Genomic DNA, 17582 nt, shown 5'->3' on the forward strand with positions numbered 1-17582 from the left:
TTGCTATTCGTTTATACTTATTTTAAACTGTATATTTTTAGGATCATTAATTAATACAGAGATTAGCTTGTCATTTCGGTAATTCAATTGCATTTTTGGGTCTTCTTCGTGATACCATTGAACATAGTTAGTTGTGGTCTCCCTAATATTTGGTGTCAAATGGTTAGGTGCAATAAAATCAAATAAGTATTGCCAAGCATCACCAAGTTCGTCTGGCATAGACATTCTCAAGAAATCAATATAAACACTATTGCTTCTATAGTAGGTAAACTCTATAAGTTTTTCGCATTGGGAATGATATTTTGCGGCAAATTCATCATATTGCGATTTGGTCAATTTAGCCTCTTCACTACTAAAATTACGTTTCTTTATTAATTTACCATTTGCGTCATAAATGATTAATTGGTAAGGATTCCATAACATAATGTTTGAAATACCAATGATATGTTTTTCGTTTTTAGAAATTTCAATATGGGTTAGGGCAGTACTTGGTTTTCGAAATATTGTTTTGCCTGTCCTTTTGTCAAACAATTCTATGTAAGCATAGTTGTTGTTCTCATCGAATGGATTTTGGTCTGTCGATATCATTTCGTAGCGTTCTTCTTCTGTATTAGAAGTCCAATTGTGATAATGTTTTGCAATGAAATTTTCTGATTCCGCCGTGATTAACACCTTTTTACTATATGAAAATGAGTCAGCATTAGCATTCAAAGAGATTGCTAAAAATCCGAAAATTATAATGAATTGTTGAATTTTCATATTATTATGGGCAACGAAACCAAGATAGCAAATTTGCGAGGAATTTCCGGCAAGAAGATCGGAAGCAATGAATTATATAAGGCGTTGCCATTTGTTATTTGTGTTAGAATTCTTTTGTTTTTAGTATTCGGAAAACTTACACAGAATTCTTCCGATATTTGTTTAAGGGTTTGGGGGGCAAATTCCTAATTTTATTTTTCAGCGTTCAATTTCTATGGATTGTTGGTTAAGATATATAATTTACATCATTGAAAATAAATTCAAGAATAATAACAAACTGCTAATAATAAGAATTGTAATATTTAAAGCCTTCCAAAACTTTTTCGATAATTTTAAATTATTACTACTGAAAATAATTGCTATGATGCAAAAAACTATGCTAAGAATTGTTGTGCTCCACCGACCTTTAAGAAATTCTGGAAAATAATCTTTAAAAATAGCAACACGTTCTGCCTGAGTAGTTCCTAAATCGATAACATAAATCCATAAAATATATACAGAAAAAGGAATTAGTAAACATGTGAAACTCAAAAGAGTTGATATTTTTAACTTTAAACTGTTCATTACTATTTATAATTTTAATAATTAGCTCAATTCTTTTGTGTTTTAATCGGAGTAGTAATTTGGGCAAGTTGAAGTTGCTGTTTTTTGTTTTATTTAGGGAAGTCAATTGATTATAGTTGATGTTACGTAAGGTATTTTTTAATCAATAATTCTGAAATATTCGGCTTCTTTTCCATCTCTACGGACAAAAACTAGACTATTCGAATTTAGAGTCTTAATTCTCGAAGTGACTATTCTGTTACCATTGCTCCAGTCTATTTCGAATCCAGATTCTGTTTTAAATATCTCTAAGGTTTGATCAATCTCTTTAGATTCCAACAATTCATTTTTGTCATTATACTTATATCTCCAAAATTTACCAGTTCCATTATTGAACTCAAACCGTAACTGTTCATTTTTGTCAGGACTTTTCATGTTCCAATATCCATTTATTTTATTTCCGACCTCCTCAACAGATTTACAGCAATCTAATTGTTGTCCGAGTAATGTCAATGGTAAAAATGTAAATATTAAAATCAGAGTTTTTTTCATATGTTGTGAGGAGTTATTAAATTAATTTGATTGATTTTTTGAATTGTTCAAATTCTTTATTTGCAATTTGTCCTTGAGCTTTTGATTGGTGACAATTAAAGTCGTAATAGAAGCCATTGTGTTCAGCTTTCAAAACCTTAAGTTCAACTTTAAGAGGCTCATTTAGTTCTATATGTTCAAACAAATATTCTGCATCATATTCATAAAACTTACAATTACTAATCAAATAAGGATCATATTCTTTGATGATTTTAAATCCCTTTAAAATGGTAGAAGTTCCATAAGCAGACATTTCCATAAGTTCTTCGAATGTTTCGAATCCGTAATCTTCAAGTTCTTCTTTTGGAGTAATGTTGAGTGTGATTGTGGGAGAAAATACACCCTTGTACTCTGGTTTGTCCTCATAATATTTGGTCGCTATACAGATAGGGTCTCCTAATTCTTCCAATATTTCTTCAGGTGTGTCCTCTAGTCCCTCTCCAATTATTTGTTTGCTTTTAATTTTTCCAAAGTCTTTGATTGCAACAAAACCCCAATCTTTAGGCTTATTGAATAGTATTCCGAGTTTTTTGTTTACGTAAACATTATCGTTAATAGCAATTGCTTTTAATGGGTCTATAGCAACTCCTACTAAAGCCATGCTCATTAACTGAAAAAATTTTCGTCTCCCTAGCCCCATAAAGTTTTATTAATTGCTCGCAACGATTATGTATAAAGATAAGCAGCGTTGATTTATGTACACGGATTTTTCGGCTTAACTATTTTGTTTGTTATGAAAACTAATTTAGTTCTTTTCTATGAAACTCGTAATTTGTGTTATAAGTTGTTAGTTTTAGCTGTTTTTCAAAGTTTTTTTAGCAACTGCTAATAATTTATCATCTCCAATTTGATCTTTGACTTTTTGGGTTAGCATTATGGTTTTATCCCTCAGCTTAATAATTGTATAATTAACTAATACCATGAAATTTGATAATTGGGTTTCATCAAAATTGAACATGGCTACTGAAAGATTGGCGAAAGTTGAGTGTAAATTATCACCTTCCGCTTCGAATTGAATATATACTCTATTATTTTCAAATATGCTTTTATCGGCATGAGCAATAAATTTGTTTCGCAAATCCATTATGTAATCATGGAATTTCTCTAAATCATTAGCGGTAATTTTCTCGTTGTTTGGAAAGGTTTTTTTGAATTGTTTCTTGTTTATTGAAATTCTTCCACCTTGTTTGGAGTAATTGAAGCATCTTGCATATGTAATAACTGAATTTGTAAAATATGCTCTTTTCAAAGTATTGTTATTTTTAATTTCAGTATTCTCTTCAAGAATTCTCATTTTTTTTAATTCTATGAGACATTCCTTTGCAAATTCTAAATCTTCAATTATAGAATTATAATTATTCAAATGTTTAACGTGCGGTATATTTTCATCAATTAGCCAACTATTTTTAGGTAAAGCTTCTTTAAGGATATCTTCTGGATCGTCTGAATTAAATTTATTTATATCCAATTTAGTTTTTTATAAGTTGATTTACAGATTTTTCTGAACAATTGAAGCTAATGGTCTCGGATAGGAGTAATTGAGTGCGTTAGCACTAAACTTTGCAAGTACACACCTAACTGAAAGTCCACGAGGATTTTCAGAAGTGGGTGAGAACAAGCAATTACTTTTAGTCATTGTTAGCTGTAGTTTTTTTCTGTAATAAATTTAGTTTAAAACTTTCTATTTTCCCTGTACTTTTCGAATAATAAGCTTGGTGAAATTCAAAATCAGTTCTATTATTTTCTAAACACTTTTGCTCAATTATTTTCATTATTCTAAGTTTAGAAGAATTATCAGTTTTGATACCAAATGTAATGGATTCTAAATCTTTAAAATCATATTGTAATTTTCTACTATTCTTACTAGAATAATCAATGAAGTCACCGTGAACAACTAACCTATATTCATTTTCATATTCCCATTCTTTCAGTTTTATTGCTAAACTGTCACTAAAATTACTCCAATATTTTTTTCTCCATTCGTCTTGTTTTTCTTTTGAATTTAGGTGTGAAACACAGATGCTTAAATTTCCACTCTCGTCAGAATACCACAATTTATTAAGTTCAAATTTTCTCAATCTCCCCATTGACCTAAAAAAGTCGATTTCAGTATGGTGATTATGATATTGTATTTTCTTGAAGTAATGTGGTTTCATACCGACAATAGGCCCCGAGCTATAACCATATTCCGTTTTAAGGTTCAATATTAACTTGTCATCTTCCAGGGTGGTTTTATACTTTAAACAAACACCTTTGTGGTTATCTCCATAATGACCCCAAATTGCTGAATTGGTATTATCACCTAGGAATGATGCTGAATACCAAGCAGGATAAATTTCATTTTCAAGTTTTGTAATAAATTTATTTGGGAACTCTGATATTAAAAAGAAACCATTTGATCTTACTTCATTGAGCGAATGTGAGAATTGGGATGACAGAGTAGAGGATTGAATATAAAGGTTGATAATGTTAAAAAAACTATCAGTTACATTTTTGCTATTTTTCTTTTCGAGTTGATTTATAAGTTCGGGTAAATTACCAGATTTTTCAATGACATTAGTAAATTGGTCAAGGTCTTGATGGAAAACTAATTTGTTAGTCATTTTGTGTTCGAAGTATACTTCGGAAATAGAATTCAATACAAATGAATGGATAATTTGACAGTATGATAATAATTCTGAACGTCTTATATGTTCTGACCTCTTTGAAACACTTAATGGTAATTCCTTTATAAATCTAAAAGAAAATAATTTAGAAATTATTTCTTTTACCATTATCTCATTTTTCGGTGAGGGGAATTCTAATAATTCATACGATACTTTTATATCGTTATCTGTAATTTCTTTGCTATCGTTTAAGATGATAGTTAGTAGAAATATTCTTTCTAAACTTTTGCAGTAATTTATTATAAAGTTTTTCCAGACGATTTCATCGCCTTTCCAATATACATCTCTTAGACCTTCCATTGGGTCATTTAATTCTTCAGGTGAGGCAAAATATATTTCTTGTTTTTCTAACTCTTTGTATTTGCCAAGCAAGCTTTCTATAGGTCTAAATCTATACATTTAAATTGTTGAAAGTTTTTTAAATTACAGCTAACGTCTCGACTATTAGTAGTTGCGTTATTTAGCGATTAACCTAGCAAGTAAGCATCAAACTGAAAATCCGCAAGCATTTTCAGAAGTAGGCGAGAAAAACAATTCTTTATAGTATCGTTGTAATGAGTTTTTTATTCAAAATCAGAATTGGTTAACGTCAGCTTATATTCTACTTTATCTTCAGTCAATAATCCTTTTTTCAGAATTTTATAGTTCCAATTTTTACGTTCATATATGTCTTTTTTCAGAACTTTATTTTTAATAATTATCGTATCGATTTCTTTAAGAAAATTGCTCCCTTGGTCGTGGGCTGTCCCAATTGCAAAATATTCTACAACTATGGACTCTGATTGTGGCTTAATAGTAATCAATTTGACAGAATCCTTTTCATGTGGATTGCGATGGCCAGAATTAAGTTTTGATTCTATTTTTAGATCAAAATCAGTTTTGTTATCAACAACATATATATTTAAGATTCCAGGGTCACAAGAAGCAAAAATTATCATTGTTAGAAATAAGATTATCTTTTTCATTTTGATCTTCTCAAATTAGCCAAAATGTATTGGTAAACATGTTTAAATGTCATTCTGAATCTGAATTTTTAAGCTTTTTTAATTTATTTTCATGTTCTTCTATAGCGAGTTCATTACCAGAGCATAGATTGATTAAATATTTTCTTCCTTTTTTATTCGAAAAGATTAAATAGTCATTATTGATTTTAAAATCAGCGGAACAATTATCATATGCTAATGTTTTTACTTTTATCATATTTTTCATGACTTTTACCTTTATATAGTTCAATTAGTGCTATTGTATACTCATAGAATGCTTTTTTATCGCGTTCGATTGTCATTTTCTCAAGTTGTCCAGTTTCTTTGTTGTAGCCCACTTCTGTGTCATTTTTAGCAAAAAGAACTTTACTTAAAATTTTTCCTTTGATTACAAGGTCTGCTGAGTTATATCTACCTTCAATTTCTTGTGTAATGCAGGTGCAGGAATAGGTTGAAGATGTTATGAGGACTATTGTTAGCAGTAGAAATGATTTCATTGTTTTGTGAGTTTATAAATTATGGAGGTATGCATACAGGTTCTTTTTCTTGTAGTGCGAGTAACTTTATTTTAATTCCTCTAAAGCATCGATAAAATCAAATTCATGTACTAAGCAAATTTGATGTCCCCCTTTTCTCATTTCTAAAGCTTTTTCAACTTTTCGTCCATAGCAAGCAAAAGCCCAAGCAGGATTTCCGTTATCTCCAACAATTAAATAATCTGTCTTTTTTGTTACTGTTTTGGTGGGGACACCACCTAAATTAGAAATGGTACGTTCCAATTGTTTTCGGTCTCCACTTTTTAATACTCCAGTAATACAAAATGTTTTACCTTCAAATTCAATGTTTGGATCACTTGTACAATGACCTGTGATATTTATGTCTGCTGTATCCTCTTTAATTTTCTTGGAGATCCCTTGGTTCTCAATATTTACAAACTGGCTTAAATAAGCTTTTAGGATTAAAATTTCTTCTTCTTCAATTTTCCCATCAGCTACAATTGACAATATCAAACTTCTAATCTCGTCATAGGGATAGTAGGTGCTTAAATGTGTGTTCTGTTCTAGCCATTGTTCAAGTTCTTGGATTTCTTTTGCATTAATAATACCGTCAGCCAAAATACCATGACAAATTCCTTGAAGTGTTTGAAGGTCGCTTGTCACTGCATTATAGTAATAATTATCACTTTCATATTTCTGACATAACCAGAACAGATCCTCTATAACCTCTGTTGCGGGAATATTGTTGGAAACGGTTTCGTCAATAATTGCCATAAATTCCTTAAAAGGGTTACGGTTTATTAAGTTCCGATAGTTTTCTGCCCACGTCTTGAGTTCGTTAATTTCGTTTGCATTTACTTGTTCGTCTAAATTAATTCCAAGCAATATTCCTTTCAATGAATTGATAGCTTTGTCTGCTCTTGCTTTTGCCGTAAAAACGTCTAGTTCTTTTTGATTTAACTCGCTCATGGATTTAGTTGTTGATTTATTGGTCAGTATTTTTAGGAGTTTTTAAATAGTCCTCTGTTTTGAATTGAGGTTATGAAATCAGTTAAATTAAACTTATTTTAATATTTCAAGGATTCGGACATATTTATCTAAATCTCCAATTTTAACAGTGTCACCAACTGATTTTTCCCTCAAAGCCACTCCTAAAGGTGACTTGATGTTTATTTTTTGAATACCATTAGATTTTTCAGTTTTATTTATAGTTCCTTCAACCAAATGTACTTTCAAATCCTTATCAATGTTCAAGTACTTCACTTTAACCTTACTGTTGAGTCCTATGGTTTCCTTGAATAAATCGGTTTGAACTTTGTTGCTAACGGCCTTAATGGTCTCTTTTAGGTCTTTCTGCAAATTTGGAGACACATTGGCTAATTCATTTTCGATTACCTTAATGTTATCAGTAAAAGCAAGACGTACTTTTGATTTGTCTTCGAATATTGAGGGGCTGCTGTTTTCAATATTTCTTATAAATTCAACCAGTTTTTGAGTCTCCTTTTTCGGGTTTCTCCACCAATTGGTACTCCATATCCTATGGAAGACAAATCCGTGGTTTTCCAAAATCTTTTGTCTATGCCTGTCATGTAAATAAGCCTCTTGGCTTGAATGGTATTGTGCACCGTCACATTCAATGGCAATTTTGGGTAGGCCTACTTGTTTCGTATCATAAACCAAATCAATTCTAAAGCCTGCAAATTGGAGTTGGGGAATAATTTTATCTTCTTCGAAATGTTCAGTTAAGGCTTCATAGACTTCTTCCTCAAATGGTGACTCAAGGTCTGCATTGAAATTGTCGATAGATGAGTTTTTTGATGCGTTTTCTGAAAGGGCATTTAAAACGGCTATTCTTGCTTCGTTGTCCTGTTCGCTCACTGCTTTTGAATAGGCGAGATAGGCAAATAGGGCCGCCCTTCTGTTATTGGAGCCTTCCGTAATTAAGTGTTCTTTATAATTTAAGAAAACGTCTTGTGGGATGGACGAGCAGAGATATACTTTGTATTTGGCCCTGGTAATAATAACATTTAATAGTTTGTATCCCTTTTGATGGTTAATTGAACCAAATCTCTGTGCAAACTTATTGTCTTTATTGATTCCGTATGTAGTTGAAAGTATAATGACATCCCTTTCATCTCCTTGAATGTTTTCTAAATTCTTTACGAAAAAACCATTTTCTTCAAGCTCATTGATTTTTTCATTGAAGTCTTTGTAACGGTCAAATTTTCGTCTGTCGTTAATCTTACTTAAAATCAGGTTTCGTTGATTGATATTGAATGTCGCTACCCCGATAGTTGGGTATTCACCGTTGGGAAGTCGAGAGATATTGTTTTCGATGATGGAAAGAACAGTTTCTGCTTCTGAATCATTGGAGTTATCGGAATATGTCCCGTTCACATTAATGTACTTAATTGGGACATAGTCAAAGTCGTTGGGTAAAGGTTTTAATCTTTGATTGTAAAATGCATAATTGGAGAAATCAATGAGATATGGGTGTCTTGAACGGTAATGGAAATCTAAGTGCCTTTTTTCAAACCCTAATTCAGATGCAAAATCCAATAGTGATTCGCAATCCAATAAAGAATTGCTTGCATCGTTTTTGATTCTTTCAATTTCGTCTTCAAACTCATCTTCATCTTCAATACTCCCATCAAATATTTTACTGAAATAATTTGATGGTGGCATTTGGTGTTCATCACCTGCAATGACTATCTGTTTGCCTTTCAAAAGAGCAGGTAAATTATCCTCTAATTTCAACTGACTTGCTTCGTCAAACATCACAATATCGAAGTACTTGTTTTGTCCTTTAAAAAGATTACTGGCAACGTCAGGTGTAGTTAAAATGATTGGGAAGAAGGTTGTAAACAAGTCCATGTCCAACTTTACAATTTCTCTTAAAGAGAGTCTCTTGTGCTTGGTGCTTGCTCGTTTGTTGTAAAGATTTTCGACGGCTATATTTGGGTTATTCCAATCAAAGGACCTTGTAGCATCAATTTGTTTTGAAAACCAGTATTCCCTAATATATTTGATCTGTTCCTTTTCAAGTTCAGATAATGATTTGCCTAATTCGATATGGTCATTATCATCGGTTGGTAAGTGGATATTAGCTGAATTGACGAGCATTGAGTTTAGATAGAATATCAAAAAGGTCTTGCGCCAATTCTCTTTTTCTGTTAATAGGTCAATAATTGGTTTTTCTTCAATTGAAAGGGAATTGTAAAATTGAAACCATTTGAATTCTATTGAGAATAGATCATTTTCGTTATTGAAGAATTCATTTTTAATGTCTATCAGTTTTGATATTTTGTTTTGTAGAGCTTTTTCGTTCTTGCCTTTTAATTTTAGTTCACTCCAATTATCTTCATTTACTTTGTTTAACAGCTCATTATAAGACTCATTTATTGTGATAAAGGTTTGGTTGGCATATTTCTGGTCAATAGGTTTTAAAATATCTATTTTTTCAATTTCATTCTTAATTCCTTGAATAAAACTATCGTATGATTTTTCAATTAGATCAGAATAATTTTCAAAATCTATTTTTATTGCCCTTAGTGTTTTAGAATTACCTATTGAAGGTAATTCTTTACTAGATTCAATAAAATTGTTTACGGATTTTTTCTTGGTAACTAAATCAGATTGAAGTGTTTTTAGTGTGTTTAATGTTTCCGTGATTAGTTCTTTAAATTCATCGGATCGGGAAGAGGAAACATTGGTTAGTTGGTCAAAACAAAATTGACAACCGATTTTCTCGTCAATAAAGGAATTAAGGTTTAATTCATCTAATTCGTTATTTAACTTGTCGTTAAATTGAGTCTTAGTTTCTTCAATTGAGTCTTTGAACTGAAAGAATAATTTTTTGTTTTCCTTAAGGTTAGAGCTAAATTCAATATGTTGTAAATCTTTGCATTCAATTAAAATTGATTCAATTTCTAAGATTCTTTGAATGATTGTATTTCTGTCCTTTTTTAATTTTTTTAAACTACTCGAAAATAGAGATTTAAAGCTGATGTTGAAGGAGTTTACTTTTTCATCATCTAAAAATAAAGTGTCAGCAGAATAAAGTTTGAAAATTGAGAGAACTTCGCCAAGTTTGTCTTGTATCTTGTCTAATTCATTTTGAAATTCAAAAGTTCTGATTTCTTTATAATTGGCTTCAAATTTTTCCAGAAGCTTTGGTATCGAGTTGAAAACAGTTAGGTATTCACTAATTAATTGACCAGATTCTTCTATTTTATCGGCAATTTCATTTTTCCTTATATCGAAATACTCTTTGTGGAATTCTTTGGTTTTTTGCTGAATTTGAGAATATTCCGTTTCATATTGTAAATAATCTTCTTTGATTTTTTGTTCTATAATAAATGGATTGTCTCCTATTAATTTTGAAGAATTAAGGAATGATAATTCTTTAAAAGGAGTATAATCATTGTATAAATTTTGACCTTTTCTGATTAGTTCCAATAATCTATTAAGTTCTGTAGATTCATAAGAAAAAGACTCTTTATTTAAATCAAGGTAGTAATCCTCTGAATTGTCTTTGAGTTCGGATAGGAGGGATCCAACAACACTTGTCCAGTTTTTATTTCCAATAAGTTTTTCGTCTAACTTTTGGTGCCTTTTGTTGATTGCGTCAATCAGTGATTTTGACTTTTCAATGATGTTGTCTAAGGTTTCTTTTGAATTGGTGTACCTGTATCTTCGATAGGAAGAATTATCTATTCTTTCCCTTACAGAATCAACAGCTTTCCTTCGATCTTTTACGATATCTTTGATTAAGATGGATTGATAGTTAAGACCTTTTTCATTTAGTGCGTTGTATAATACCTCTAAAGCCGTCCGTTTTTCACAAACAACAATTGTTTTTTTATGGTTTTCAAGAGCATTGACCAATATAGCTGTAAGAGATTGACTTTTTCCTGTTCCAGGAGGACCTTGTATGAGGATATTTCTTGATGTGTTCAGGGAATGTAAAATGCCTTGTTGAGAAGGATCTGTTTCAACTGATGAAATTGGTTGAAATGAATGTTCTGCCATGTCTTCAAGGTCAATTTCAGACCCTTGAAGTTCCAATAGATTAACGTAATCATTTATTATATTTTGTTTTTGAACTTCAAAGATTGAAAACAACCCCCCAAAATCAATAAATGAATTGTTGGATGTCAATGGTAACTTTTCATAATGCTTTTTCTCGGAAATTGGCTTTATGTCATTTAGTTTCTTGTCGAATGTTTCTCTGAGGTCATTAGGGGTTGAGCTGTTTATGGACTCTATGATGTTGACACAAATATCCAATAACTCATTTCTGTCAATTAGGCCGTCATCCAAATGTTCACTCGAAACTTGGTCAATTTCAATTTTGGAGTCATTTTGCAAATGGTTGATTAAGACCTCGTTTATGTAAATAGGATCATCTTCATTTCTCTGTATTTCCCAAGTATTGAATTCCTTTGTCCTTTTAATTCTTAATGACCAAATTAAAATAGGTGCTGCGGTTAACTTGTTATCTGCTTGGTCTCTCCGTACAAGAATAGGAAATCCAAATCCAAATGTATTAATTCCTTTTTCGGACTCTATTGCGTCAGTTTGATTGATGAGGTTTTCAAATGATTTAGTAATTCTTACTAATTGAGCTTGGTCTTCTTCGAACAATGAGTTTAAGTCAGGGACATTATCCTTCCAACTTATTTTGAATTTTAAAGGAAGCTCAGTAAGTAAGGCATTGATGAAATTTTTTGGAAGATTTTCATCTATATGTGAAAGTCTGGTGAGATCAAACTTGTATCGAGAACGTGCGGGTATGGCATTAAGATGAACTCCTCTTCGGCTTCCAACTTTAAGCCTGTTTTGGAGCTCACTAAGTAGCTTTTCAGTTATTTCCATATTTTAGGTCGGTTATTGCTCTAAAATACGGACATTAATCAAATTTTTTTTACGGTTTTTCTCAATTTTCGTCGAAAGCTAAGAAATATTGGCTTATTAGCGTATTGGTTTATGTGGATAGTTGATGAGGGAGATTTAGGAGAGGGATTCATTTAGTTTGTTTTTGTACAGTTAGTAGCTGAATGTACTCCTGCAGTGTTATTATTATTTAGATATACCAATAAGTGGTTGATATTGGGAATAATGCTAAATGCTTGTTATTATTGTTGACAACGTTTGTAGTCAATTCAATGGTTCAAATTGAAAATCAACGTTTCAATCAACAGTTCAGTCAATGGTTCGATGCTGACAGCACTTGTAGTCACTAGTGCTAAAAATTAAAAATAATTGAAGTAGCTATAGCCAGTTTGTTGTTATTGTTGATTACAAAAGTAGTAGCTGTTTTGGAATGATGTAACCCGAATTTATTAGGCTTTTTTTGATCTAATTATGATATATGGGATGGTTGAAAGTATTAAGAATTGTATCAGAAAGACAGCAATAAAGTTTATAATTGAAAAAGGTATTATGTCCATTAAGATTAATGCAGAGACTGATATAATGCTTACTGAAAAAATATACAATATATCTTTTCCTGTTATTTTGTGATTTCTCATATTAAATATTTAGATATGCAGGGCTGATAGAGTCTTGTTTAATGAATTAAGCTCTTTAAACCGCTAAATTTTTAAGTTGCAAAGTATGTTTTTATTGCTATATAATTAAATCAATCTATTGCATTTTGTTACTGAAAAATACATCTTCATTATAATCGGAGTTGTCTTCTTTAAATTAATTAATCATCGTCTTCAGGGCTCTCAAAATGTTTATGAAATTTTTATTTCATCCTTTAAGTTAAAACAAAAGCACCTCTTTTTACAAGGTGCTTTTATAAGTACATTTTTTACTGTAAATTTTTTAAGGTTGTTTTGTCAATATTATATCTGTAGGAATTACAAAATCGGGTTCTCCAGGATAACTTTTGGTAGCAATCCCTTTTCGTTTAATTTCCCAATGAGCTGTCAATGTTTGCGCTTGTGGATTTTGTATGTCCATAACCACATTGCCTCCGGCACTGTTCCCTGGGTGACAATTATCCTCAATATTACCTGACATAGTTACTCCGTCAGAAGAAGTAGCAAAGGTGATACTTCTAGTTTTTTTAGGAAAATTGCTATATTCTGTTTCAGTATCACAAACAACCATTTCAAACTGGGTTCCTTCACCCTCAATTAATTTAATATCTGCTATCAAAAAATCTTCCGCATAATTGTATACCCCAGAATCAAGTGGCCCTATGACTTCTTTTGAAATGTTAATAATCATTGTTTTATTGTTGAGTGTCCCTTTCCATGTACCAATAAATGGATCAAAATCGCCCTCAATATCTTTATAGTATTTTCCAGGAAGGTTTAAATTGTCTTTTGTTTTTCTATTTACAGTCTGTAATTGAGCCCATGAGCTAGTAGAAATTAAAAACATTACTACTACTATGTATATAAGTTGTTTTTTCATCGTTTTAAAGTTTTTAATTACAATTGTCTTCTTTTACATCGTTATTATTATCAAGCTTTATATTGATAAAGTTACTTAAAGAATTATCAGTTTTAAAAACCTCAATTCCTAATTGATTATCTTTGAGCATTTGTAAAAAATATTTTGCGTCTTCTGTATGATTAGTACTGTTTTCTTTAATTAAAGGTTTTTCATCGTCTTGACTATCCTGATGTTTATAATATTTTTCAAGTGCTGTTTCCATTTTAGCATGTGTAATTAATTGCTCAATAGAAGGGCTTGCAGGTAAATCATCTAATGGAGTAAAAAACTTTTTAAAATTACTGGCGTTTTCCACTGTTATTGCATAATATGTACCATCTGCGGTAAATACAAAATAAACAAAATTATTTGTTATTTGGTTATTTTTAATCCACGAGTATAATCCATCACTAAGATCCCACCAAGAGAAAACAGAATACGTACTATTTGCAGGAGAATTGTGGGTGTGTCCAATAAAAGAAAACTTCCCGGATGAAGGAGGGGCGATGTCTAAATAACCATCACCTGAGAGGGTATAATCTGTAATACCGTCGTTAGTTCCATTATTGCTTCCTACAATTTTTCCTGCTCCTACCTCAGTAGTATCGCTTGTTTTTCCAATTAACTCTATTAATTTATCTTTCACACCAGGATTTTTAGTCTCGTCTAACAGATTTGAAATTTTATCGCAAGGGTCATTTTCTTCCTTAGGTATGTATTCAAATAGCGGAATTGTAGTAAGGGAGCTCACGGGTTCTTCATTTTCGTTGTCGTCTTCTCTAGGATTTCCGGGATAGGTGTAATTATTTTCTCCATTTGAACCGATACCTCCTAAGTCAGGGTTAGCCCAAGGATCTTGAGTGCCTTCATCTCCTCCTGGACCATATGGACTAGGGCCGCTAGATCCGCCCCCAAAATCGCAGTCTGCTTTAAGTATAAGCATAGTCTCAGCTTCTTGAGGTAAGGCATCTCCTTTCAGCTTACACTGACTTGCATTACCCATGGCGTGAGAATGGTTGCCACTGGCACAGGCTTGAGCTTCAGAAATTAAAATTTCTTCCCAACAATCAGAGGAAATACCTTGAATCCTATTTTGTGAAAAATCTGGATTTATTGTAATAATATCCAGGTAATCTTTGATATTGTTTAAGCTTCCGCTTGCTAATTGGTTTCTTTCTATTTCAGGCAGATTGTATTCGTAAATAAAGGCATAAAATATATCTGGAGCTACCGCATCTAGAACCAAATTTCGAGTGATATTTTGCGAAGGAGATTCTTCAATCATCCTAAATGTCAGTGAATAGTGACTACTATCTTGTTCAATTTTAATAATTTTGGTAGTGTCCAATTCCATTCGGAAACTAGGACTGTATACACCGCCACGTGCACTTAAACTGCTTGTAGAATTTGTGATTTGAGAAACAATATTGAATGCGGCTTGATTCCTTTTAAGTTCTTTAAAAGATAGTTCTTGAATGTTAGGAGTTGACTTATAGTCATTCTTTTTTGAAGTTTCAATGTCTTCATGGAGGTCATCCTTTTGGCAATTGGATAAGATAAAGGCGAGTAGGCATAATAAACCTAGCCTCGTAATTTTTTGTTTCATATAAAGGTTGGTTTTGCTTATTGTTTAGTTGTGGCACATCTTTATAAAGATAAAAAACAATAAGAGTTTTTTAATTATTGTAAATATATGCAATATTTTTATAAGTAAATTTCTACTCATATTTGTGAGAAGATGTACCTATAAGTCCGCCTGTTTATGACTAAAAAGTTGAATTTAAAATTATATAACACTGAAAATCAGTATTTCTTTTTAAATAGAGTTTTTTTATTCAAATAGATTTGTATTTCTTCAACCGTTAATTTAGTTATGATAAACCCAACTACTTTAAAATCATTAATCTCCTCTGGAGAGGGGTATAATTTGGAATTTAAAAAAAGTATTCCTAGAAAAGTCAAAGAGGTTGCCGAAGAAATTTGTGCTTTTGCAAATCCGGCTGGGGGTACTTCTTTTAGGAGTTGACGATGATAATGGCATTCAAGGAGTTTCTTTTGATAATGGTAAACGTTCTGCACTTCAAAATTCGATTAGCGAGATTACATCAAGTCTTCATTGTGGCATGTATTTGGTTGAAATTGATGGAAAGCAAATAGTGGTCGTAGAAGTGCCGTCAGGCGATAAGAAACCATATGTTCTTTCAGGTGCAATTTATGTCCGTCAAGGGCCTAACTCTCAAAAATTAACCTCGACCGAAGCAATGAGAGACTTCTTTCAGTAAGCCGATAAAATTTATTTTGATGAAGCGCCTTGTAAAGCCGTTAGTTTGGAACAGGACATTTCTGAGTCTAATATTGTACAGTTTCGCACATTGGGCGGTTTAGGAGTTGCAGTTTCAAATGAACAGGTATTTAACAGTCTTAAGCTTGTTACAAATGAAGGGGGGCTTAAAAATGGTACGGTATTGTTCTTTGCGGAGGCTCCAGAACAATTTTTTGAAAAAGCTGTTATTCGTTGTATTGCGTTTGATGGCATCGATAAGCGTTTTATTGCTGACGATAAAATAATGACAGGCTCCTTATATAGGCAATATTTACAGGCAATGAATTGGGGGAAAAAGAAACTAAATGTGCGTTATGATATTGAAGGTGAAGGAGGGCAACCAAGAAGGGAAATTTGGGAAATCCCCGAAACAGTCTTTAAGGAAGCTATCATTAATGCCTTGGCCCATAGAGATTATTACGATAAAGGGGCTCGTATTACCATTGAAGTATTCGATGATAGAGTTGAGATTTCCAATCTAGGGGGCTTAATTAGTGGCATTCCTAAAAATGAATTTGGCAAAAGAAGTTTAAGTAGAAATCCTTTAATATTTGGGCTATTTGAAAGAATACGTATGGTAGAGCAAATTGGTTCTGGTATTGGAAGGATGCGAGATTTGATGCTTGAAGCTGATTTAACAGAACCAGAATTCAATACTGAAGGCATGTTTACCGTAACTGTTAGAAGACCTTTCGATTTTAAGAAGTGGGTAGATATGTGGGTAGATAAGCTTACCGAAAACAGGCTCAATATTATTAAAGCTATTCATGAAAATAGTAAAGTTTCCAAAAAGCAACTCGAAGAAAAAATTGGCTTAAGTGCCACGGCGATTGATAATAACCTTGACGCCTTGAAGGAATTGAGTCTTATAGAAAGGGTGGGTGGCGCCAAAGGTGGCCATTGGCAAATTAATTATAGGCGCCCTTAAAGTGGGTAGAAAGGTGGGTTGAAAAATTTATAGAAATATTGTTGAGCAAAAGCCTTTAATAATTTAAATGGATGTTTTCAAAACCATTGTGACATTAAATTAGATCTTACTAAAAATGTTTATTTTTTCCTGACGATTTCCAAACTAGGTTATATGTAGTATGGAGTCTTTTTATGTTTTTAAATTTTCTAATACTTCAATTCGATTCAAAAATAGCCTGAGTCCAAATTTCCTTCACTTCAGCCTCTGTGAATAACTTCTAAGATAACCAGAAAGGGAGGATTCTTTTTTTTTGTTGATTATTGAATCCATCAAAAATTAATCTGTACTTGTTTTACCGTCATATTCGTATAGTTTGTTTTAGTGAAATCCTGTCGATAGGAAGTAGTTATAAAAATTTATTAAATAGACCTCTAATCACATTAATTCGTTTTCTGTTTCGTTGTTTTTGTTTGCCTCTTCTTTAGGGGGTATATTCATCGCTACAGTATTGGCAAATTTCGGTTTCCTTCATTTATACGTAAAATAAACGTTTGTTTTACGCATAAATGATGAGGAGTTTACAAATCCAACTTGAAAATACCTTTTAAAATACTTCGTTCGGCTTCCTCATTGCTAATAAGCGGTTGCTTTTTATGTGGCTTCTCCGTAATCGGTTTTACCTCTATTTTTTGAGGGGTATCGTTCAAAGGTTCTTCTGGAGTTCCGTTTAGGACTTCTCCAAAACTAAATCCGTTATCGTTCAATTTTTGGAGCTCATCAAAGGAATCCCCTATGATGGATTTTATATTCGGCTTGAGATTTTGTGCCTGGAAATTCGGTTTGCAGAAGTGTTGGACA

At 32.0% G+C, this 17582-nt stretch carries 13 protein-coding genes and 1 pseudogene; 2 read left to right on the forward strand and 12 right to left on the reverse strand.

The genetic code is table 11. The features are described 5' to 3' along the window. Positions 1 to 3: 3 nt before the first annotated feature. From AC6I5C_RS17180 to AC6I5C_RS17230, 11 genes are all read right to left on the reverse strand, one after another. The gene (locus AC6I5C_RS17180; protein WP_497906233.1) at positions 4 to 672 is read right to left on the reverse strand and encodes a hypothetical protein; all 669 of its coding nucleotides are present in this window, start codon (positions 670 to 672) and stop codon (positions 4 to 6) included. A 789-nt stretch (positions 673 to 1461) separates the two neighbouring features. Beyond that, complete coding sequence (locus AC6I5C_RS17185) at positions 1462 to 1737, reverse strand: hypothetical protein (RefSeq protein ID WP_497906234.1); 276 nt, start codon at positions 1735 to 1737, stop codon at positions 1462 to 1464. A 133-nt stretch (positions 1738 to 1870) separates the two neighbouring features. Then, complete coding sequence (locus tag AC6I5C_RS17190; protein WP_497906235.1) at positions 1871 to 2500, reverse strand: hypothetical protein; 630 nt, start codon at positions 2498 to 2500, stop codon at positions 1871 to 1873. 186 nt (positions 2501 to 2686) lie between these two features. Then, positions 2687 to 3361, reverse strand: coding sequence for a hypothetical protein (locus tag AC6I5C_RS17195; protein ID WP_497906236.1), 675 nt, complete (start codon positions 3359 to 3361; stop codon positions 2687 to 2689). Positions 3362 to 3521: 160 nt separating this feature from the next. Then, complete coding sequence (locus AC6I5C_RS17200) at positions 3522 to 4958, reverse strand: DUF2971 domain-containing protein (protein ID WP_497906237.1); 1437 nt, start codon at positions 4956 to 4958, stop codon at positions 3522 to 3524. Positions 4959 to 5122: 164 nt separating this feature from the next. Next, positions 5123 to 5524, reverse strand: coding sequence for a hypothetical protein (locus AC6I5C_RS17205; protein WP_497906238.1), 402 nt, complete (start codon positions 5522 to 5524; stop codon positions 5123 to 5125). 206 nt (positions 5525 to 5730) lie between these two features. Then, positions 5731 to 6039 (reverse strand): hypothetical protein, encoded by a 309-nt coding sequence (locus AC6I5C_RS17210; protein ID WP_497906239.1) that lies wholly within the window; start codon positions 6037 to 6039, stop codon positions 5731 to 5733. Positions 6040 to 6105: 66 nt separating this feature from the next. Beyond that, positions 6106 to 7008 carry a BRCT domain-containing protein gene (locus AC6I5C_RS17215; protein ID WP_497906240.1) on the reverse strand — a complete coding sequence of 301 codons (903 nt, stop codon included), beginning with the start codon at positions 7006 to 7008 and terminating at the stop codon, positions 6106 to 6108. A 93-nt stretch (positions 7009 to 7101) separates the two neighbouring features. Beyond that, positions 7102 to 11916, reverse strand: a complete 4815-nt coding sequence (locus AC6I5C_RS17220) for a PDDEXK-like endonuclease domain-containing protein (RefSeq protein WP_497906241.1) — start codon at positions 11914 to 11916, stop codon at positions 7102 to 7104. 957 nt (positions 11917 to 12873) lie between these two features. Then, complete coding sequence (locus AC6I5C_RS17225; RefSeq protein ID WP_497906242.1) at positions 12874 to 13470, reverse strand: DUF6705 family protein; 597 nt, start codon at positions 13468 to 13470, stop codon at positions 12874 to 12876. 13 nt (positions 13471 to 13483) lie between these two features. Beyond that, positions 13484 to 15097, reverse strand: a complete 1614-nt coding sequence (locus AC6I5C_RS17230) for a hypothetical protein (RefSeq protein ID WP_497906243.1) — start codon at positions 15095 to 15097, stop codon at positions 13484 to 13486. A gap of 267 nt (positions 15098 to 15364) precedes the next feature. On the opposite strand from AC6I5C_RS17230, the pseudogene AC6I5C_RS17235 reads away from it, so the two are divergent. Then, positions 15365 to 15773 (forward strand): annotated as a pseudogene (locus tag AC6I5C_RS17235) (AlbA family DNA-binding domain-containing protein). A gap of 45 nt (positions 15774 to 15818) precedes the next feature. Next, complete coding sequence (locus AC6I5C_RS17240; protein ID WP_497906244.1) at positions 15819 to 16742, forward strand: ATP-binding protein; 924 nt, start codon at positions 15819 to 15821, stop codon at positions 16740 to 16742. A 560-nt stretch (positions 16743 to 17302) separates the two neighbouring features. Here the strand turns inward: AC6I5C_RS17240 and AC6I5C_RS17245 are convergent. Continuing rightward, on the reverse strand, positions 17303 to 17582 hold a 280-nt coding region (locus tag AC6I5C_RS17245; protein ID WP_497906245.1), incomplete at its 5' end, for a hypothetical protein.

The organism is Mangrovimonas sp. sgz306409 (genome assembly GCF_059735265.1).